Consider the following 18,945-nt stretch of genomic DNA (forward strand, 5'->3'; position numbering starts at 1 on the left):
TATCTCGCGTCGGTGCCTTCCTGTGGCAAAAAGCAGTCTCCAAGCCAGTCCTGGGTACAGGGACTACCCGCCGAGGAAGTCCTCGCGAACCTGCTGGTCGTTGAGAAGTGCTTCACCACTGTCTTCGTGTCGATTCTGTCCCTGCACAAGGACGTAGCCGCGGTCGCACCGCCGCAATGCCTCTTTGGCGTTTTGCTCGACGAGGAGGACGGCGGTTCCGGCGTCGTTGATCTCGTCGATGCGGTCAAACATCTCGTCGACGAGGTCCGGTGCGAGGCCTGCACTGGGCTCGTCAAGCAGTAGCAGATCAGGGTCGAGCATGAGCGCACGGCCCATCGCAAGCATCTGCTGTTGGCCGCCTGAAAGTGTACCCGCCTTCTGTTCTGACCGCGTTTCCAGTATCGGGAACCGGTCGTAGACCGCCTGTAGCCGCTCTTCGGGAAACTGGTCCAGCGTGTATGCACCCATCTTGAGGTTCTCCGTGACCGTCAGCGGCTCGAACACATTGTTGCTCTGGGGGACGAAACTCAACCCATACGAGATGATATCTTCCGGCTGTTCGCCAGCGATGTCCCTGTCATCGAATACGATCTCGCCCCCCATGTACGTCGTCAGTCCGAACACTGACTTCATCACAGTGGACTTACCTGCGCCGTTCGGGCCGACGATGGTGATGTACTCACCCTGTCCGACTTCCATATCGACGTCTGTGAGGATCTGCAGGTCACCGTAGCCGGCGTCCAGTTGCTGTACTGACAGCAAACTCATATTTTCACCTCTTCTCCGAGGTAGGCGTCAAGCACTTTCTCATTGTTTTTCACCGCGTCCGGTTGCCCCTCGGTGAGAACGCTCCCCTGGTGCATAACGATGACCGTATCGCAGTTGTTCATGATAACGTCCATGTCGTGTTCGACGAAGAGGAAAGTGTAGCCACGCTCTTTGAGCGTGTGCAACCGGTCGATGAGTTTCTCCTCGAGTGTCGGATTGACTCCCGCAAGCGGTTCGTCCAGCAGCACCATCTCGGGGTCGGTCATGAGCACGCGCGCCATCTCCAGAAGCTTTCGTTGGCCCCCTGAGAGATTGCCGGCGGATTCGTGCGCGACGTGCTCGATCTCGAACAGTTCGAGCATCTCCCAGGCCTGTTCCCGGAGCTCTTTTTCCTGTTCGACGACCTTCGTTCTGGCTCGCGGGAGGACCGCTCGCCAGACTGCTTCGCCGGCCTGGTTCTGTGGTGCCAGCAGCAGGTTTTCCAGCACAGTCATCTCCGATAGCTCCCGTGCGATCTGAAAGGTCCGGACGAGGCCCTGGTTTGCGACCTGATCCGACCGGTACCCCGTTATCTCCGTGTCGTTGAACTCGACTTCGCCCCCGTCCGGCCGTTGCACACCGGTAATCAGGTCGAACGTCGTCGACTTGCCAGCCCCATTCGGGCCAATCAGGCCGGTGATCGACCCCTTTTCGACGTGGAAAGAGACGTCGGCGACAGCGGTAATACCGCCAAACGTCTTTCGTAGGTTCTCCACTTTGAGTATCTGCTCTTGCTGTCCCTTTTGGGTCTGGTCGCTCCGTGCTGAGTGTGCGTTCTTACTCATTGTCGTCCTCGCGAGTCGCCTGTTGTGAGAGGTCAACGCTCGATGCGATTGCTTTTCGATGGCCAAGCAGCCCGTCCGGATGCCGTTGCATGAGATACACCAGGACGATACCTAACAGCATGAGACGGAGCGCGGAGATGCTCACGTCCTGCACGGAATAGGCCAGCAGGGGCGTGATATCAAGGGTCCCCAGCTCGGCAAGCGCACCGACAAGCGTGTCGGGGGCGTTGCTGAGCTGGAGGTACTCTGCCACGACCCGGCGGACGAACGAGGGTCCCTCGAAGAGCAGACTCGCGAACAGGGCACCGCCAACGATACTTCCTGTCGGTGAGCCAGTCCCGCCGATAAACAGGGCAATGAAAATATAGAACGTCTGTATCGGCTTGAACATCCGTGGCGATGCATAGCCTCCGGAGAGCCGCCAAAGGATGGCAATCAGGCCCATGAGCGCACAGCCAAGCGCGAAGGTCTTTATTTTGAACAGGCGCGTGTCTTTCCCCAGTGCCTGCGTGACCTGCTGGTCCTCGCGGATGCTCTTGAGGACCCGGCCGAAGGGTGACTTCCCGATACGGATCATCAGCCAGTACAGGAGGCCGAGACAGAGACACAGCACGACCACGTACGCCCAGCCGATGACCAGCGTCTGCTCGATTCCCAGCGGTTCCACGGCGCTGAACATCGCCGCACCCAGCGCATTGGGCGCTGGGGCTGTTGCGGCCGGGTCTGTGTAAAAGAGAATCCGGATCGGGTTCGATGGCAGGGACAGGCCCGTCGCACCGCCAGTTCCGAATGCGACGCCGGCAATGCGAGTGTTCGCAAACTCCGGGGCACGGAGTGTGAGGCGAACGATCTCCGAGAACGCGACGGTTACGATGGCAAGATAGTCGGCACGAAGCCGGATCGCCGGCAACGCTGCGAGGCCGCCGACGACCCCAGTCACGAGGATAGCAGCCACAATGGCGACCGGGAGCGGCAGCCCGAAGCCGGGCGGACTGGCCGTCACTGGGGCGGTCAGTATCCCCATCGTGTACACACCGATCGCCATGAACCCGGCCGCACCGAGATTGAACAGGCCCGCGTACCCCCACTGGAGGTTCAGTGCGAGCGCTAACATGGCATAGATAGCTGAGAGGAACGCGACACGACGGAGCGTGTTGACGGTACCGTTCAGCTGGAACCCGAGGACGACACTGAAAAGCGCGTACAGTCCCCCGATCGCGAGAGCAAGCGCGACAAGCAGGCGCACGTCATTGTTGCCAAGCCAGCCCTCAGCCCGCGCCTGAATGGAACCCGTACTCATGCCGTCGTCCTCCCACTGAACAGACCCGACGGGCGCACGAGCAGCATGACGATCATAATGACGAATGCCGCAACCAGGAGGAAGCTGGCTGGAATCCAGACGAGCGCGAGTCGACTCGCGATGCCGAGGATGACCCCACCGACCATTGCGCCGTAGATCGATCCGACACCGCCGAGAATGACCGCTGCGAACACCAGTAACAGCAGGTCCCACCCCATTGTAACTGTGAGCGTTCCCTGCTGTAACGCGATAAGAAAGCCTGCACACCCAGTAAGCCCGCCGCCGATAATCCATGTGAGCTTGACGACGCGTTCCGTTGGGATGCCCGTGACTTTTGCGAGGTCTTTGTTCGCAGCCATCGCACGCATGGCCGTGCCGATCTTGGTGTACTGGAGCAGAATGTGAGTGCCGAGCATCAGGAGTGCGGCAACGACGACCAGCGTAATCTGGTGCCCACCGAACGTGACGCCCGCGATGGTAAATTGGGGGATATTGCCGCCTGTCAGCCCGCGACTGTCAGTCAGGAACGAAAAGGTGAGGAAATTACGAAGGAACAGTGCGACACCGACACTGGCGATCATCAGCGTCACGCCATCGGCACTGCGCATCGGTTTGAATACGATTCGATCCAGCAAAAGCGAGAGGGCGGCTGTGAGGGCCGCGGCGACGAGCAATCCAGCCAGAAGCGCCAGCGGGGTATTGACAACATTGATGCCAAGCTCATTCGAACCGACTGCGATTGGGCCGCCGATAAGAATGAGCGATTCGACAGAGAACTCTCCCAGCCCGGCAATCAGAAACGCCGTCGCCCATCCGGCGAACGCACCGCTCGTAATCAAGTCACCGTGGGCAAAGTTCGCGAAATTGAGGATACTGTACGTCATCGAGAGGCCGACACCGGCCAGTCCAAGCGACATCCCAAGCACCAGTCCGTTCCAGAGATAACTCATGAGGTCTGTGACGACGATTGTTCCAGTGCCTAACTGTCGAAGGATGTCGAATACGAGAAACACGCCGATAACGGCGAATATAACGAGTACTGGGCGGTTGTATAGTAGATTCTGTCCACGGCTGTAGTAGTCTCGTGCCGCCATATTATCGTGCTCTGTACCCAGTGTTAAAAATCTTGATGTAAAATCGTCATAGAATCACAGGGAACCGAAAATATACGCCCATTTCATGCTAGTGACACACACGATAATGTACAACATATATCAGACATGTAACTAAGTCAGGCGGGCTTTGCAACCGCAGGCGTTGATACCAGGGTTCAGCGTTGATACCAGTAGTCAGTACACAACCGCGGGCGCATACGCTCCCGACTTCGGCAGTGCTCGCTTGAAGCGCATATGTATCTATGTCCACGACGAGAAATATGAAACCGATTGTCGGAAGGCTCAGTCAGTCGCGAGTCCCTGCTGGCGCGCTACAGAGAATCCGTGACCGTTCCCATCACTTCCAGCGCCTCTTTCAGTTCAGCTGTGCTCGTGGCATACGAGATCCGCGCCTGTCCCTCACCGCTCGGCCCGAATGCCTCGCCAGGAACCACGATGACGTCGTTGTCCAGCATCTTCTGGGTCCACCCGTCCGGGACGTGAGGCATCGCGTAGAACGCTCCCTTCGGCACTGGCGTGTCGAGGCCGATATCCTCCAACCCATCGAGAAGCACGTTTCGACGCTCCTCGAAGGCCGACACCATCTCTCGCACCGGTTCCTGTGGGCCGGTAAGCGCCGCTTCGGCAGCGTACTGCGATGGAGCGCTGGCACACGCTTGCACGTACTGGTGCACCCGTAACATCCGTTCGATTCGCTCCGAACTGGCCGCTACCCACCCGAGCCGCCACCCTGTCATCGAGTACGTTTTCGAGCACGCGCTGGCCTGAATTACCCTATCGGAGCTGGCGAACTCCGCCGGTGAGTGGTGTTCACCGTCGAAGACGATCTTCTCGTAGACCTCATCGGAGAGGCAAATGACTTCGTGCTCATCCGCTAGCCGCGCGAACTCCGCCATATCCCGCTTCGATTGCACCGCACCGGTCGGGTTCGCAGGACTGTTAACGATAAACAGTGACGTGTTGTCCGTAATGGCGTCCTCCACAGCAGCAGGGTCGAGGGTCAGGTCATCTCTGAGTTCGACCCGCTTTGGTTCGCCGCCGGCGAGTAACACCAGTTGTTCGTAGGCCAGAAACCCGGGGTCGGGGCAGAGCACTTCGTCACCTGGCTGGACGTGGGCTTCTATGGCGACGTGAATCGCCTCGCTTGCGCCGGCAGTGGCGATGATGTTTTCGGGCGGTATGTCCTGTCCGTTGTCGGTGGCGTAGCGTTCACTGATGGCTTCTCTGAGTTCTGGAATGCCCTTGTTGGACGTGTATGAGTCGCCCATCCCATTCTGAATCGCACTCGTCGCTGCCTCCCGGGCGTGTTCTGGCGTTGGGAAATCAGGCTGACCGAGACCCAGGTTTATTGCGTCTTCGCCTGCCGCCTCGAAGACTTCTCGGATGCCGCTGATATCCATCTCTTCGACGCGTGCTGCGTACTGAGACATCAGTTCATGAGTATAACGGTATTTGATTATAGTCTTTCGGTTGTACGACAGGTGCCGTTCCCCCAACCTTGCCAGACAGTATGATGAACATGTTCTATCTGAGCCACGGCAATGGTACAAAACCCACCTAGACTGTCGTACTGAGGGGAAATTGTAGTCAGAGGAGAAAGCCCAGCGGTATTTCGGTTACACCTCCACCTGCTCGATATTCTCTGTGCCGTCCTCCGTGTACCTGAAGTAGTTGTACACGGCGCTGGCCAGGTCCCCGTTCTCGTCGAACTCAACCGGGCCCGAGACGCCCTGGTAATTGATTTCGTTCCCGTCGGCCGCCAGCGAAACACCCTCTCCAAGGTTTTCGGGTCCGACTGTTTCGCCGCCGGGATCTGTGACCGCCCGCATTTGGTCTCGGATTGCAGTCCCGTCATCTTCACCGGCTGCCGCGCGTGCCAGCAGCAGAACCGCCGCAGCATCGAACGACTGCTGATTGAACGGTCCCGGTGCAGAGCCGTACTCCTCCTCGTATGCAGATCTGAAGTACTCGATCCCCGGTCCGGCCGAGGACGGATTGGTCCCGCGAACGTTTGTCATGTCGTGGCCCACATTCCCGGGCAAGTCATCGGCCCTGAGTCCGTCCGGCACCAGGATATCCATGTCCGCTCTGTCGAAGTTCTCGTAGAAGTTCCGGAAGATCTTGTTCCCACTCTCCGGATAGCCGATAATCACGAGCGTCTCCGGATCACCGTCAAGCACGTTCTGCAACTGGGAGGTGTACGAGGACCGACCCGCCGAGTACGAGACCTGATTCAGGACCTCACCACCGTACTCCTCCTCGAACGTCTTCGTGAATCCGTTCGACAGGCCGTTCCCGTACGCGTTGTTGAGAAAGAGGATAGCTGCGCTCTCCTTCTCGAGCCGTTCGGCCGCTATCTGTGCCAGCAGTGACCCCTGCAACTTGTCCGTGGGGGGCGTCCGGTACACGAAGTCGTTATCCTCCAGTGACGTGACATCCGGCGACGTCGCCGATGGTGAGCACATCACGGTCTGGTTCGGAATTGCGACGTTCTCCGCGACCTGCAGTGTCACCGATGACGCCAACCCCCCGCAAATCATCGGGTAGCCACCGTTCACGAGGGCTTCCGCACCACTCACACCCCGACTGGGCTTGGTCTCCGTATTCTCAAACTGCGTATCGACTGAGAACCCGTTGTCCGCGTCTCGGACCTGTTTTACGGCTAGTTCTGCTGCGTCCCGAATCGCGGGACCCACTTCGGATAGACCACCTGTGACTCCCATTAGGATACCCATGCTGATGGTGTTCTCGCTGCCACCATCACCACCATCTGCCGAACAGCCTGCAAGTCCGACAGCGCCTGCGGCACCAATGCTCTTCATGACAGTTCGACGGCTGACTGTATCGTGCATCGCAACACTACCCATGACACCATCTTTCGTGATAAACGTTATTATGAACCGAAGCGGTTCTGCTCAGAGACGAAACGGGCCCTGAGAGGGACGAGTCCGATCCGAGCTGATCTCGAACACAGCGATACGCAGAAGACTCTCAACAGACGTACCTGTATTGTCAACGCTGTCGTGTGCGCACCGCGCCAGTACCGATACTCGTTCGAAACATACGAACGGTGTCGGCGACAGGGCGTTCGACGTGCCCTATAACCGTTACAGCGCACTTCTGGCCCAGATAGGTACGGGTAGCCGATGCGAGAGTGCTGGTTTGAGCGTCCAATCGAGCACCAGCACCGGACTAGCCATACCGAATGCGCAGTCCGGTTCTCGTATCGGAATGGGCTCTCAAATTCGGCGATCAGTCGTCACTCTCCGCTCGGACAGGCAGCTATCCGGAGGACTCTAGTATATAAATCAATCGTAGATCGTAATGGTTCGAATTATTCGAACAGACTCACAGCCACGCTCACTGAACCTTCGGTATGTAGTTCGGTGAATGAGTCCCCAGCTGCTACGGACTCCCCAGAACCGCTACTGCCTCTACTGCATTGAAGAACCGATAGTTCCGCTCCAAAGAAGAGTTATTCGTCGATGTAAATAACAAAGATATGAGGACAATGACAACCGAGCCTGCACAGCAGGGTACTGTTACATCTATATGAGTGTAACACTATGCGAAAATCGTGCGACAAACGCTGTTACAACAGTAACGCTGTAATCCGCCAACCGTAGTATCCAATACTCCAAGGTTCAGGTGTCTTACTCAGTAGGTGAAGTCAAACTTAGAAGGTCTTTACCGACAATTTTCCTAATTTATCCTTTCAGTCAGTATATGAATCTAGGGAGTCTGCACTGGAATTTACTCTGTTCTAACTATTAGAACAGTTTTCGGGAGCAATAACAAGGAATCCGAGCGGTCAAAGGACCGAGTCCGCTAGAAACTGGTAGTATGACTTTGTCGAATTACTTGAACACCGCGGCAGGACATCGAGTTTCGCAGGGCCCCGAATAGTACGTCCGTTCACCGGGATTGGTGCAACGTTGACCCCAAACTCTATATCTTGGGAGTTACCCACAGTGGGACGTAACGCGATAATGACTCTCAAATTCACTACCCATGACTGAAACAGGAAAGCGCCTTGTCGAAGAACTGGACGAGCAAGGCGTCGAGTACGTCTTCGGATATCCCGGCGGTCGTGCCATCGAGATTCTCGATCACGTCCCGGAGGCCGACGTCGAGATGGTCCGACCACGCGATGAGCGCGAAGCCAGTGTCATGGCCGAGATGCACGGGCGACTCACCGGCAACCCCGGGGTCCTCGCGGGGCAAGGCCCCTGGATCGGCAGCCTCGGCGCAATCGGCCAGATGGAGGGCAAGCTCGCTTCGTCACCGATGGTCGTTATCACCGAGGCCAGCGAGCGTGGCGACTATTCCACACTCGCGCCGTACCAGCAGGCTCGCGGTGACTACGGCGGGCTGGACCTGCCGTCAGCACTCGACGCCTACACCAAGGAAAACTGGTTCCCGCGCTCACCGACGGAGACGGTGCGAAGCCTCCAGCTCGCGTTCAAGCACGCGACTGCCGGCCGGCCGGGGCCAACGGCAATAATCCTCGACGGCGACGCCGTCACCGAGGAGATGCCCGAAGACCCGATTCCGCCGGTCTGGGACGGTCACGATCAGGTGCAAAACTGGGAATCGCGACCGGCCCGCGAGGACGTCCAGACAGCGATAACAGCCCTGAGCGAGGCCGACCGACCGGTCATCATCGCCGGCAACGGCGTTCACGCGGCCGACGCCTACGACCAGCTCGAAACTGTCGCTGAGGCTACTGATGCCGTCGTCACTACCTCCTATCTCGGCAAGTCCACGTTCCCCGAAACCCACGACCTGGCCGCGGGCGTTATCGGCTCCTTCGGGCACGAGGGCGCAAATCAGGTTGTCAGCGAGGCAGACGTCCTCCTCGTCGTGGGCTGTCGCATGAACCCGATGGACACGAACTGGCAGTCCCCGGAGTTCATCCGGCCCGACGAGCAGACCATCATCCACGCTGACATCGACACACGCAACGCTGGCTGGGTCTACCCCGCGGATGTTGCACTCATCGGTGACGCCGCACAGAGCCTCGACGACCTGGCGGCAAACCTCCCCGAGAGTGCTGGAAACGACTGGGCGCGCGACCGTGCGGCCGCGGCGCAGGAGTCGTTTTACGCCCCCAGATGCGAGTCGGACGCGTCGCCAATCAAGCCACAGCGGGCGGTCAAAGAGATCGAGGCAGTGGTTGATTCGGAGACCATCGTGACCGCAGACTCGGGCAACAACCGATTCTGGTTGCTGAACTACCTCCAGACACCGGACACCGGGACCTACTACGGCAGCGGTGGCGTCGGCGCGATGGGATGGGCAACGCCAGCCGCGGTGTCCGCCGCCATCACGACGGAGAAAGATGTCATCGCCGTCGCCGGCGACGGTGGCTTCACGATGACGATGACGAGTGTGGAGACAGCCGTCGAGAACGGCGTCGCGCCCACGTTCGTCGTCCTCAACGACACCAGCCTGGGGATGGTCCGTCAGATGCAACACGAGGCGGGCGACATCGCTGGCGTCGAGTTCCACGACACCGACTTCGTGAAAGCGGCCGAGGCGTTCGGCGCTGAAGCGACACGAGCCGTGACGCCTGCTGAACTCGGGGATGCACTCGCCGAAGGGACCAGCGTCGATGTCCCGTTCGTCATCGACGTCCGCATCGACCGCGACGAAGAGATGGTCGAGTCCCTCCAATCGTCGTTCTACGAGGAAGTCGGCGGACTGCACGAATGACGTCCCAGACACGGGTTAGCAAAGAATATAAATCAACCACGGAACACACACTGATATGACAATGACAGATACGACGGTGCTTGTCACTGGTGGAACCGGCTTCCTCGGCTCGTATGTGGTCGAGGACCTCATCGAACACGGCCACGACGTCGTCGCCTACGACCTCTCGACGGACGACCACATCCTATCGAAGTTGGGTGTCGCCGACGACGTGACCATCCGGCGCGGTGATGTCTCCGAGGCGACGGATGTGATTCGTGCCGTCAAAGAGACGGGGACGACACACATCGTTCACCTCGCGGCACTGCTGACGAACACAGCACGGGACAACCCGCGGGCTGGCCTCGATGTCAACATCAGGGGGACGAACAACGTCTTCGAGGCCGCACGCACCCTCGACGACCAGATCGAGCGTGTCACCTGGGCCTCCAGCGCGGCGGTGTACGCGCCGCCACACAACTACGCCGCCGAGTACGTCGACGAGAACGAACTCGTCTATCCAGATACGCTCTACGGCGCAACCAAGGAGTACAACGAACATCAGGCCCGTGTCTACCACGAGGACTACGGTGTTGACCACGTTGGACTCCGTCCGACAGTCGCGTACGGCCCCTACCGCGAAACCGGTGGGTCGGCGTTCCTCGCAAACATCATCGAGAAGCCGGCACTCGGCGAACCGTTCAGCGTCGAGTACGGTGATCAGGTGATCGACTGGCAACACGCCCGCGATATCGCACAGGCGTTCCGGAAAGCAACGTTCGTCGACGAGGACGATCTCAGCCAGCGCATCTACAACGTCCGCGGCGTCCTCGCGACGATCCGTGAAGCCGCCAACGCTGTCCGGGAAATCGTTCCGGACGCCGACCTCGATGTCTCCGACGAGGGCGAACTCCCCTGGACCCAGAATCTCGATATGACCGCTGCGCAGAACGATCTCGGCTACGAGGTCGAGTACGACCTCGAATCCGGGTTCCGGTCCTACATCAACACCCTCCGGGAGGAGAACGGGCTCGAATCGCTCTGATACACCAGTCCTGCCGTCGCTGTGTGACGTGCGTACCGTGGGTGCTTGCGTTTGTCCCGTATCGGCCGGAGTGAACCCAGTGTTTGATTAGGGACCTGCCTGTACGCATACGTGATGTACGAGCGCGACTTCATGGAAGGAACGCGTGGCACCATGGCCGTCGACTGGGAAGAGCGGATCGACGTCCAGCGGATGCGACGCGAGCGCAAAGAGCGAGCCCTCGACCGACTGCAGGACTCCGAACTGGGGTCGATGCTGCTTATCAATGACCCGAATGTCCGGTACGTCACCGGGCTGGCGATGACCGGCGGGAGCGGGGCAGATCACTACACGCTCCTGACCGAAGACGGCGACGTGGTTCACTGGGACACTGCGGACCACGCATCGAACCAACGGTTCAACTGTCCCTGGCTCGACGACATCCGGTATGCCTGTCCTGGACTCGGCAACGTTCCCCGGGCGTCAGGCAGCGCTTCCGCGCGCGACTGGCTCAAAGACAAGATGGCCGAGACGGTGTACACCGCCATGGAAGAGTACGGTGTCGACCGGGAGCCGATGGGCATCGACGTGGGGAACGGGACGCTTATCGAGAAGTTCGAAAACCGCGGCGTCGATGTCGACACCAGTGCAGCGACCGATATCATGCTCGACGCGCGGAAGACCAAAACCCGCGACGAGGTCGAGTGTCTGCGACAGGTCGCTGCCATCTGTGAAGCGGGCTTCCAGAAGATTACGGAGAGTGCAAAACCGGGCAAGCGGGAATCGGAAGTCTGGGGCGACGCAGTCGGCGAACTCTGGGGCCACGGCGCGATGGCCCAGGGTGGCTACGTGACCTCTGGTCCGAACACCTGGCCGAAACATCAGGCGAACACGACCGACCGAATGATCCGGCCGAACGACCTCGTCTACGCGGATTTCTACAACATCGGCTATCTGGGCTATCGCTCCTGTTACTACCGGACGTTCAGCATGGGTGAACCGACGCAGGCACAGAAAGACGCCTACCAAAAGGCGCGTGACGACCTCTACGACGTCCTCGAACGAATCGAGCCGGGGGCCACGACCGACGAGATCTGCAAGGGCTTCCCCGACAGAGAGGGTGAGCATATGGACTGGTACGACGCCGACGAGTTCTGGCAGATGACGACCAACCACTGGGCGCATGGGCTGGGGCTACAGCTCTACGAGACGCCGCTCATCTGGCGCGGGCTCTCGCCGGACCACCCGATCGAAATCGAGGAGGGTATGACGATGGCTGTCGAGACGATGCAACCCGCAGAGCGACAGGGCGTCCGCGTCGAAGAGATGGTCGTTGTCCGCGAGAACGGCGTTGAGATCCTCAGCGAATGGCCCGTTTCGGAGATCACGCGGATAGACTACTGACTGGCAGGCATCTTGGCCGGTCTCACGCACTGTCTGGTCGCCGGCGTGCCACTACCGTTAAGTCGGTCGCGCCGTTACGGAAATTTATGCAACTGGGAACAGGCCTGTTTACCTGTCAGCAGCGCCCGGACGACGACCGCGAAACCAGCGATATTTACGACGAAATGCTCGAACTGGGGGAAGTTATCGACAACGCGGGTCTCGATAGCGCCTGGGTCTCAGAGCATCACTTCCTCGACGACGACTATCTGTCGGGCGTCACACCGGCGCTTGGGGCGTTAGCCGCAGTCACCGACGACATCGAAATCGGGTCCTGCATCGCACTCGCGCCGCTGTACGATTCGATCCGGCTCGCCGAGGATATCGCAACGGTGGACCAGATCTCCGGTGGCCGAACGACGCTCGGGATGGCAATCGGGTCCAACGTCTCCGAGTTTGACGCCTTCGGGATTCCTGACGACGAACGGGCCGAGCGGCTAGCCGATACGGTCGACACACTTCGAGGGGCCTGGTCTGACGGGCCGCTCGGCTACGAGCCGGAATTCCATGACATCTCGTCGGACGTCACTGTGACACCGAAACCTGCACACGACGTTCCCCTCATGCTCGGTGGGGCGTCGCGGCCTGCCGTCCGGCGAGCCGCCCGGACCGCTGACGCATGGTGTGCCCCGTCGTCGCTGTCAGTCGATGGCGTCCGCAAGCGTGTCGAGGATATCCGTAACGTCCGTGACGACGAGGATATCGAGGGCGACTTTCAGGTGTACGTCCTCCAACACGGGTTCGTCGGAGACTCCCGCGAGGACGCGTGGGAGCGGATGCGCGACGGCTACCTCTACATCCAGCGCCGGTACGAGGAGATATTCTCCGGCGAGACCGTTGCGGAACTGGACGAAGACCGCAAGCAGGAACTCAAAGAGCAGGCTATCTTCGGGACACCCGAGCAAGTCACGGCGGAACTCGAAACGTACCGCGAGGCGCTGGGCGACGACATACACTTCATCTTCCGGACGTACCACCCGGGAACCGGAACGCAGGAGATGGCCGAGTGTATCCGACGCCTCGGAGAAGAGGTGCAGCCGAAGGTCAGCTAAGGACTGGCACGTCGTGTCGGTGACTGCCGAGACGCCAGACGCAGTCCGGACCGAAGGGGCTGAGACACCATGAGCGCCAGTGAGTCCCTCGGTACCGCCCGTGTGGTCCGGCACCGTGTGAACACCAATACTTATTTCCCCTGATGAAAAACCGGTTGAATGAGTATGGACATCGAAGCGTTCTTCGAGAACATGCCGTTTGCCGACCTGCTCGATATCGAAATAACCACAGTCGACAACGGGTACGCCGAAGGGCATATCCAAATGCGCGAAGAGCTGTCGTGGAACGAAGAGCAGATAATGGCCCACGGCGGCGTCACGTTCACGCTCGCAGACACCGTTGGTGGGGCCGCTCTGGTGTCGCTCGTCGACCAGCCGGTGCCGACCATCGATATGCGCATCGATTACCTCGAAGCCGGGACAGGGGACCTCCGAGCAGAGGCGGATGTGGTTCGCCACGGCGGTGACGTTGGCGTCGTCAGCGTCGAAGTGTACGCTGAAGACGGCACACAGGTCGCGGACGCACGCGGCGTCTACAAGACGGGGTAGCGCAACCAGACGGGGTCGCTCAACTGCAGCGACTGCACAGCTTCCGACACTGTCACAGCCACTTGAATCCAATGTCAGATTCACTCACAGCACTCGACGAGGTACGGTACGAACCGAGCGAGACGTTCGTGACCGAGAGCAACGTCTACGCGTTCATGCAAAAGCACGGCATCGAGGACTTCGAAGAACTCCACAGGCGGACGGTCACCGATATCGACGGTGAACCGGCATCCGGACTGGACTGGTTCTGGGACGAGATAGTCGACTATCTCGACCTGGAATTTTACGAGGCGTACGAGCAAGTCCGCGATGACACAGACGGCCCCCAGTTCACGGACTGGTACGTCGGTGGGGAACTCAACATCGCGCACAACGTCGTCGATCGTCACGCAGCCCCAGATTCAGAGACCCGAAATACCGTCGCGACAATCTGGGAGGGTGAAAACGGGACAGTCCGTGAGGTTACCTATCACGAACTCCACCAACAGGCCAATCGCGTCGCCAATGCACTCGAAGAGCGCGGTGTCGGACCCGGTGACACCATCGGGCTGTACATGCCGATGGTCCCGGAAATCGTCCCATTGCTGTATGGCTGTTTCAAAGTAGGTGCGATTGCCGTCCCTATCTTCTCCGGCTTCGGGGTCGACGCGACAGCAACTCGCATCGAAGACGCCGAGTGTTCAGTCCTGTTCACCGGTGATGGTTTCTACCGCCGGGGAAGCGAAATCGACCTGAAGTCGGCCGCAGACGAGGCTATCGAAGCGGCGGGCCACGTAGAGCACACAATCGTCTACAATCGGCTGGGTTCTCGGGAATCCACTCTCTCGTGGGACCCCGCTCGTGACGAATGGTGGGCGGATGCAGTCGGTTCCCAAGCTGCCGACTACGAGACCCAGTCGCTCCCCGCCGACCACGAGTCGATGCTGCTGTACTCATCCGGGACAACGGGCAAACCCAAAGGTATCGTCCACACGCACGCCGGCGGGCTCGTCCAGCCGGCGAAGGAAATCTTCTTTTCGTTCGACTACAAGCCCGCAGACCGGTTTTTCTGGGTCTCGGACATCGGCTGGATGATGGGGCCGTGGACGCTAATCGGCAATCATGCCCACGGTGGGACCGTCTTCATGTATGAAGGGGCACCCGACTATCCTGAGCCGGACCGGTTCTGGGAGCTGATCGACACCCACAATCTATCGGTGTTCGGGATTTCACCGACAGCGATCCGTGCGCTACAGAAACACGGCGACGAGTGGCCGGATGGGCACGACCTTTCGACGTTGCGCCTGCTGGGTTCAACTGGCGAGCCATGGGACCCAGATTCCTGGGAGTGGTTTCTGGAGAACGTCGGCGACGGCACGACACCGATTATGAACATCTCCGGCGGAACGGAGATATTCGGCTGTTTCCTGCAACCGACGCCGCTGCATTCGTTGAAGCCGGGGACGCTTGGTGGTCCGGCGCTCGGCATGGACATCGATATCGTCGATGCACAAGGGGAATCCGTTGCCGAAGCCAACGAGAAGGGGTATCTGGTCTGTCAGTCGTCAGCGCCGTCGATGACAAAGTCGCTGTGGAGCGGTGACGAGCGGTACCTCGAAGAGTACTGGTCGCGGTTCGGCGATATGTGGGACCACGGCGACTGGGCACAGAAAGACGAGGACGGCTTCTGGTTCTTACACGGTCGGTCGGACGACGTGCTCAACGTCGCCGGCCGGAAGGTCGGCCCGGCCGAGGTCGAGAGCGCACTCATCGAACACGATGCGGTCAACGCCGCTGTTGCGATCGGTGCGGACGACGAAACGAAGGGGACCGCGGTTGTCACATACGTCATCCTCAACGAGGAGTACGAGGCGTCAGACGACCTTCGAGAGACGTTGCGCGCGCAGGTCGGGACCGCGCTCGGCAAGCCGTTCCGACCGCGTGAACTCCACTTCGTCGACGCGTTCCCGAAGACCCAGTCGGGAAAGATTGTCCGTCGAATCGTTCAGAACGTCTACGAGGGGACAGCACTGGGGGACCTCTCGAGTATCGAAAACCCCGACGCGATCGACGAAATCGACAACGCGCGCTGAGATAATTCCTGATCTGGTTGCGACTGTCTACAGATACAGGCAAACGCGAGGACGTCGCCGATCTCGCTACGATACTATCGAACCGCGGCGGCGGACGGAAGCGCGGCCGGGTCTAGCTAAAACTCACACCGACATCGTGCATATCCTCGTTGTATCGAGCGATATTGATGAGCAGTGGCGTCAGACTCTCGACCTCCGTAGCGTTCGATAGCGGCCCAGCAGGGATCGGTCGGACGCCCGCAAGGTCATCAGTTAGCGTCACGACTCGTTCACTGACCGCCGGGTCGTCCGCGACCACCAGCGTATCCACATCGAGCGTGGCCTCCAGATCCGCTAGCCGGTCCGCGGCGAGGTTGTGGAACGCGCCGGCCACTGGAACAGATTCAGGGGCTCGCTCCGCGACAAACTCAGTAACGCTCCCTGTCGACGGTGGTCGGTAGTGAAGTCCATCCCCATCGCCGTTCATTCCGACGGCGGGGCTAATGAGCAGTTGGTCTGAGAGCACGTCATCTTCTGCCAGTGCTTCAACTGTATCGCCGACGTGGTGTGGCGGAATAGCCAGGATAACCACGTCTGCACCGGCCGCAGCGCTACTGTTGTCTGTCCCGTTGATTCCAGTCTCGACGCCGTGCTCGGACAGTCGTTCTTCGTACGTGCTCGCTCGCTCGGTGGCTTTCGCAGCGTCCCGCGAGCCGATCGTAATCGTGTGGTCCGTGTCCGAGGCAAACCGCATTGCGAGCCCCTCACCGATGTCACCAGTACCGCCCAGTATTGCTAACTCCATGCGCTTGCATAACGCCCCTTGAAACAAGAAGGTTTGTCCTGTCACGCGAATCGCTGACTACCATCGTTGCTGCCGGCAGACGAGAGCCGAGCGCGTCAGCAATGTGAAGACCACCCAGTGCCAAACGCGAACGGTTATTCGACCCAGACTGTCTTTTTGTTGACGAACTCTTTGATTCCCATCTCCGAGAGTTCACGGCCGTAGCCGGCGTCTTTGATGCCGCCGAACGGGACCCGCGGATCTGATTTGGTCATCTCGTTGATGTAGACACAGCCCGCGGAGACCTCTCGTGCCAGCCGCTGGCCGCGTTCTCGGTCCGCTGTCCAGAGGCTTGCACCAAGGCCAAACCGGGTGTCGTTTGCGACTGCGATTGCTTCTTCCGCATCGGCAACCTCGTAGACGGTCGCCACTGGTCCGAACGTCTCCTCTGTGTCGGCAGGGCATCCTGAAGGGACATCAGTCAGTACTGTCGGTGGGTAGAACGCGCCGGTCCGGTCAAGCGGCTCGCCCCCAGTCAACAGCGTTGCACCGGCGTCGACGCTGGTCTGTACCTGGTCGTGGAGTTCGGCCATGAGGTCAGGGTCAGCCTGTGGACCGACATCAGTTTCGTCGGCCATCGGGTCGCCGACAGTGAGGTTTTCGAAGGCAGCGACGAGCCGCTCAACGTACTCCTCGTAGACGTCTGTGTGAACGATGAAGCGCTTGGCGGCAATGCACGATTGTCCGCCGTTGAGCGTCCGTGCTTGTACCCCAGTCTCAACGGCAGCGTCGAGGTCCGCGTCGTCGAGGACGATAAACGGGTCAGACCCACCGAGTTCCAGCACAGTCTTTTTCAGGTGTTTGCCGGCCGTTTCGGCGACGGCGCGCCCAGCGGGACCACTTCCGGTAAGCGTCGCCGCGCGAACGCGTTCGTCTGCGAGAACGCCGTCGACATCGCTGGAACCGACCAACAGCGTTTGGAATGCGCCTTCGGGATAGCCCGCTTCGCTAAACACCTCTTCGAGCGCGAGCGCACACCCGGGAACGTTCGAGGCGTGTTTGAGGAGGCCGACGTTGCCGGCAGTGAGATAGGGCGCGGCAAAGCGAACGACCTGCCAGAACGGGTAGTTCCAGGGCATCACCGCGAGTACCGGCCCGAGCGGGTCGTGGACCGTCTTTACTTCTGTCCCCGGCGGGCTGGGGTGGTGCTCATCGGAGAGATATTTGTGCGCGTATTCAGCGTAGTGGTCACACGCCCAGGCACACTTTTCGACTTCAGCGACGGCCTGAGTGATGGGTTTGCCCATCTCCCGGGTCATCAGCTCTGCGTACCGCTGTTTGTTCTCCCGGAGGACCTCACCAGCGTTTACGAGCAATTGCTCGCGCTCACGCAACGGAACATCACGCCACTCCTCGAACGTCGCTGCGGCTCGGTCCAGTTTCCGTTCGACCGTGTCGTCATCATCCGGGTCATACACGTCTAGCCGCTCACCCGTGGCTGGGTTGACTGACTCCATATCGGTTCAGTCTTCGGCGTCACACGTACATTAATCTTTACTGACCTAACTAATCTGATAGACGACAGCGTTAGCTTTTATATTCATAGGTCAGAAATGTGCTGATGATGTACAAGCACGTAGCCCTGTTAGTCAGACAGGACGGCATGTCTCACGAGGAGTTCGTCGACTACTGGCAGACCAATCACACGCCGATTGCAAAGGACATCGAGGGCGTGGTTCGCTACCAGCAAGTCCTTCCAACAGAACCAGCACACGCCGAATTCGACGGACTGGCGGAGCTGTACTTCGAGACGCTTGCGGACCTGCACGAGGCGCTGGGTAGTCCCGGCTCCCGTGACTATGACCCCACGAAAGCGGTCGCCGCGAAGGCCCGCGAGGACGTGAACAACTTCCTTGCTGTCGAGGAGCGGCCACGTATTATCGGCGAAGAGATCGTCCAGAAAGACGAGGTCGACGGCGACACCGACGGCCTCTACAAGCACTCGGCGTTTCTCGTCCGGCAGGACGACATGACACACGATGAGTTCGTCGACTACTGGCAGAGCAACCATACGCCGATTGCCCGCGAAATCGAGGGCGTCGTCAAGTACAATACGGTCATCCCCACTGACCCCGAGAACGCCGAGTTCGACGGCGTCGCCGAACTCTACTTTGACGACCTCGAGAAGCTATACGACGCGCTCGGCAGCGAAGGGTCGCGGGATTACGCGCCCGACAAAGGGAAAGCGAAAGCGGCACGCGAGGACGTGGATAACTTCTTGGCTATCGACGAGCGGCCCCGGTTTATCGGCCAGGAACAGCTCGTCCAGGACGAGGGGTAG

15 protein-coding genes are annotated in these 18,945 nt (G+C 59.7%); 7 read left to right on the forward strand and 8 right to left on the reverse strand.

All coding sequences use genetic code 11. The features are described 5' to 3' along the window. Positions 1–63 precede the first annotated feature (63 nt). The 6 genes from AV929_RS01135 to AV929_RS01160 all read right to left on the reverse strand — a co-directional run bounded on the left by AV929_RS01135 (position 64) and on the right by AV929_RS01160 (position 6,829). Entirely contained in the window at positions 64–768 is a 705-nt protein-coding gene (locus AV929_RS01135; RefSeq protein WP_064287147.1) for an ABC transporter ATP-binding protein, read from the reverse strand. Further along, positions 765–1,592, reverse strand: a complete 828-nt coding sequence (locus AV929_RS01140) for an ABC transporter ATP-binding protein (RefSeq protein WP_014030855.1) — start codon at positions 1,590–1,592, stop codon at positions 765–767. The genes AV929_RS01135 and AV929_RS01140 overlap by 4 nt, the downstream gene beginning before the upstream one ends. Next, entirely contained in the window at positions 1,585–2,892 is a 1,308-nt protein-coding gene (locus AV929_RS01145) for a branched-chain amino acid ABC transporter permease (protein ID WP_064287148.1), read from the reverse strand. Before AV929_RS01145 ends, AV929_RS01140 begins: the two co-directional genes overlap by 8 nt. Continuing rightward, the gene (locus tag AV929_RS01150) at positions 2,889–3,986 is read right to left on the reverse strand and encodes a branched-chain amino acid ABC transporter permease (protein ID WP_050007348.1); all 1,098 of its coding nucleotides are present in this window, start codon (positions 3,984–3,986) and stop codon (positions 2,889–2,891) included. The genes AV929_RS01145 and AV929_RS01150 overlap by 4 nt, the downstream gene beginning before the upstream one ends. 332 nt (positions 3,987–4,318) lie before the next feature. Then, on the reverse strand, positions 4,319–5,437 hold the full coding sequence (locus AV929_RS01155; protein WP_064287149.1) for a pyridoxal phosphate-dependent aminotransferase: 1,119 nt from the start codon (positions 5,435–5,437) through the stop codon (positions 4,319–4,321). Between the two features lie 186 nt (positions 5,438–5,623). Continuing rightward, on the reverse strand, positions 5,624–6,829 hold the full coding sequence (locus AV929_RS01160; protein ID WP_050038221.1) for an ABC transporter substrate-binding protein: 1,206 nt from the start codon (positions 6,827–6,829) through the stop codon (positions 5,624–5,626). 1,189 nt (positions 6,830–8,018) lie between these two features. On the opposite strand from AV929_RS01160, the gene AV929_RS01165 reads away from it, so the two are divergent. The 6 genes from AV929_RS01165 to AV929_RS01190 all read left to right on the forward strand — a co-directional run bounded on the left by AV929_RS01165 (position 8,019) and on the right by AV929_RS01190 (position 15,841). After that, the gene (locus AV929_RS01165; protein WP_050036571.1) at positions 8,019–9,722 is read left to right on the forward strand and encodes a thiamine pyrophosphate-binding protein; all 1,704 of its coding nucleotides are present in this window, start codon (positions 8,019–8,021) and stop codon (positions 9,720–9,722) included. 61 nt (positions 9,723–9,783) lie between these two features. Further along, positions 9,784–10,746 (forward strand): NAD(P)-dependent oxidoreductase, encoded by a 963-nt coding sequence (locus AV929_RS01170; RefSeq protein ID WP_050038220.1) that lies wholly within the window; start codon positions 9,784–9,786, stop codon positions 10,744–10,746. Positions 10,747–10,860: 114 nt separating this feature from the next. Then, entirely contained in the window at positions 10,861–12,129 is a 1,269-nt protein-coding gene (locus AV929_RS01175; RefSeq protein ID WP_064287150.1) for a Xaa-Pro peptidase family protein, read from the forward strand. Positions 12,130–12,215: 86 nt separating this feature from the next. Next, complete coding sequence (locus AV929_RS01180) at positions 12,216–13,220, forward strand: LLM class flavin-dependent oxidoreductase (protein ID WP_064287151.1); 1,005 nt, start codon at positions 12,216–12,218, stop codon at positions 13,218–13,220. A 165-nt stretch (positions 13,221–13,385) separates the two neighbouring features. Next, positions 13,386–13,769, forward strand: a complete 384-nt coding sequence (locus AV929_RS01185) for a PaaI family thioesterase (protein WP_014030864.1) — start codon at positions 13,386–13,388, stop codon at positions 13,767–13,769. A 71-nt stretch (positions 13,770–13,840) separates the two neighbouring features. Further along, positions 13,841–15,841 carry an AMP-binding protein gene (locus AV929_RS01190; protein ID WP_064287152.1) on the forward strand — a complete coding sequence of 667 codons (2,001 nt, stop codon included), beginning with the start codon at positions 13,841–13,843 and terminating at the stop codon, positions 15,839–15,841. A gap of 112 nt (positions 15,842–15,953) precedes the next feature. On the opposite strand, the gene npdG is transcribed toward AV929_RS01190, so the two are convergent. Beyond that, positions 15,954–16,625: an NADPH-dependent F420 reductase gene (npdG, locus tag AV929_RS01195; protein WP_050036568.1), complete on the reverse strand. Its 672-nt coding sequence runs from the start codon at positions 16,623–16,625 to the stop codon at positions 15,954–15,956. A 134-nt stretch (positions 16,626–16,759) separates the two neighbouring features. Continuing rightward, positions 16,760–18,121 carry an NAD-dependent succinate-semialdehyde dehydrogenase gene (locus AV929_RS01200; protein WP_050036567.1) on the reverse strand — a complete coding sequence of 454 codons (1,362 nt, stop codon included), beginning with the start codon at positions 18,119–18,121 and terminating at the stop codon, positions 16,760–16,762. Positions 18,122–18,225: 104 nt separating this feature from the next. Between AV929_RS01200 and AV929_RS01205 the strand changes: the two genes are divergently transcribed. Continuing rightward, complete coding sequence (locus tag AV929_RS01205) at positions 18,226–18,945, forward strand: EthD family reductase (RefSeq protein ID WP_023842934.1); 720 nt, start codon at positions 18,226–18,228, stop codon at positions 18,943–18,945.

The sequence above is a fragment of the Haloarcula sp. K1 genome (assembly GCF_001647155.1).
GTDB classification, from domain to species: Archaea; Halobacteriota; Halobacteria; order Halobacteriales; family Haloarculaceae; genus Haloarcula; species Haloarcula hispanica.

Bases quoted from the DNA above. Each gene is read 5' to 3' on its own strand.
- AV929_RS01205 (WP_023842934.1), top strand. From the start codon at position 18,226: ATGATGTACAAGCACGTAGCCCTGTTAGTCAGACAGGACGGCATGTCT.
- AV929_RS01185 (WP_014030864.1), top strand. From the start codon at position 13,386: ATGGACATCGAAGCGTTCTTCGAGAACATGCCGTTTGCCGACCTGCTC.
- AV929_RS01135 (WP_064287147.1), bottom strand. From the start codon at position 768: ATGAGTTTGCTGTCAGTACAGCAACTGGACGCCGGCTACGGTGACCTG.
- AV929_RS01160 (WP_050038221.1), bottom strand. From the start codon at position 6,829: ATGAAGAGCATTGGTGCCGCAGGCGCTGTCGGACTTGCAGGCTGTTCG.
- AV929_RS01170 (WP_050038220.1), top strand. From the start codon at position 9,784: ATGACAGATACGACGGTGCTTGTCACTGGTGGAACCGGCTTCCTCGGC.
- AV929_RS01150 (WP_050007348.1), bottom strand. From the start codon at position 3,986: ATGGCGGCACGAGACTACTACAGCCGTGGACAGAATCTACTATACAAC.
- AV929_RS01155 (WP_064287149.1), bottom strand. From the start codon at position 5,437: ATGTCTCAGTACGCAGCACGCGTCGAAGAGATGGATATCAGCGGCATC.
- AV929_RS01140 (WP_014030855.1), bottom strand. From the start codon at position 1,592: ATGAGTAAGAACGCACACTCAGCACGGAGCGACCAGACCCAAAAGGGA.
- npdG (WP_050036568.1), bottom strand. From the start codon at position 16,625: ATGGAGTTAGCAATACTGGGCGGTACTGGTGACATCGGTGAGGGGCTC.
- AV929_RS01145 (WP_064287148.1), bottom strand. From the start codon at position 2,892: ATGAGTACGGGTTCCATTCAGGCGCGGGCTGAGGGCTGGCTTGGCAAC.
- AV929_RS01190 (WP_064287152.1), top strand. From the start codon at position 13,841: ATGTCAGATTCACTCACAGCACTCGACGAGGTACGGTACGAACCGAGC.
- AV929_RS01200 (WP_050036567.1), bottom strand. From the start codon at position 18,121: ATGGAGTCAGTCAACCCAGCCACGGGTGAGCGGCTAGACGTGTATGAC.
- AV929_RS01165 (WP_050036571.1), top strand. From the start codon at position 8,019: ATGACTGAAACAGGAAAGCGCCTTGTCGAAGAACTGGACGAGCAAGGC.
- AV929_RS01180 (WP_064287151.1), top strand. From the start codon at position 12,216: ATGCAACTGGGAACAGGCCTGTTTACCTGTCAGCAGCGCCCGGACGAC.
- AV929_RS01175 (WP_064287150.1), top strand. From the start codon at position 10,861: ATGTACGAGCGCGACTTCATGGAAGGAACGCGTGGCACCATGGCCGTC.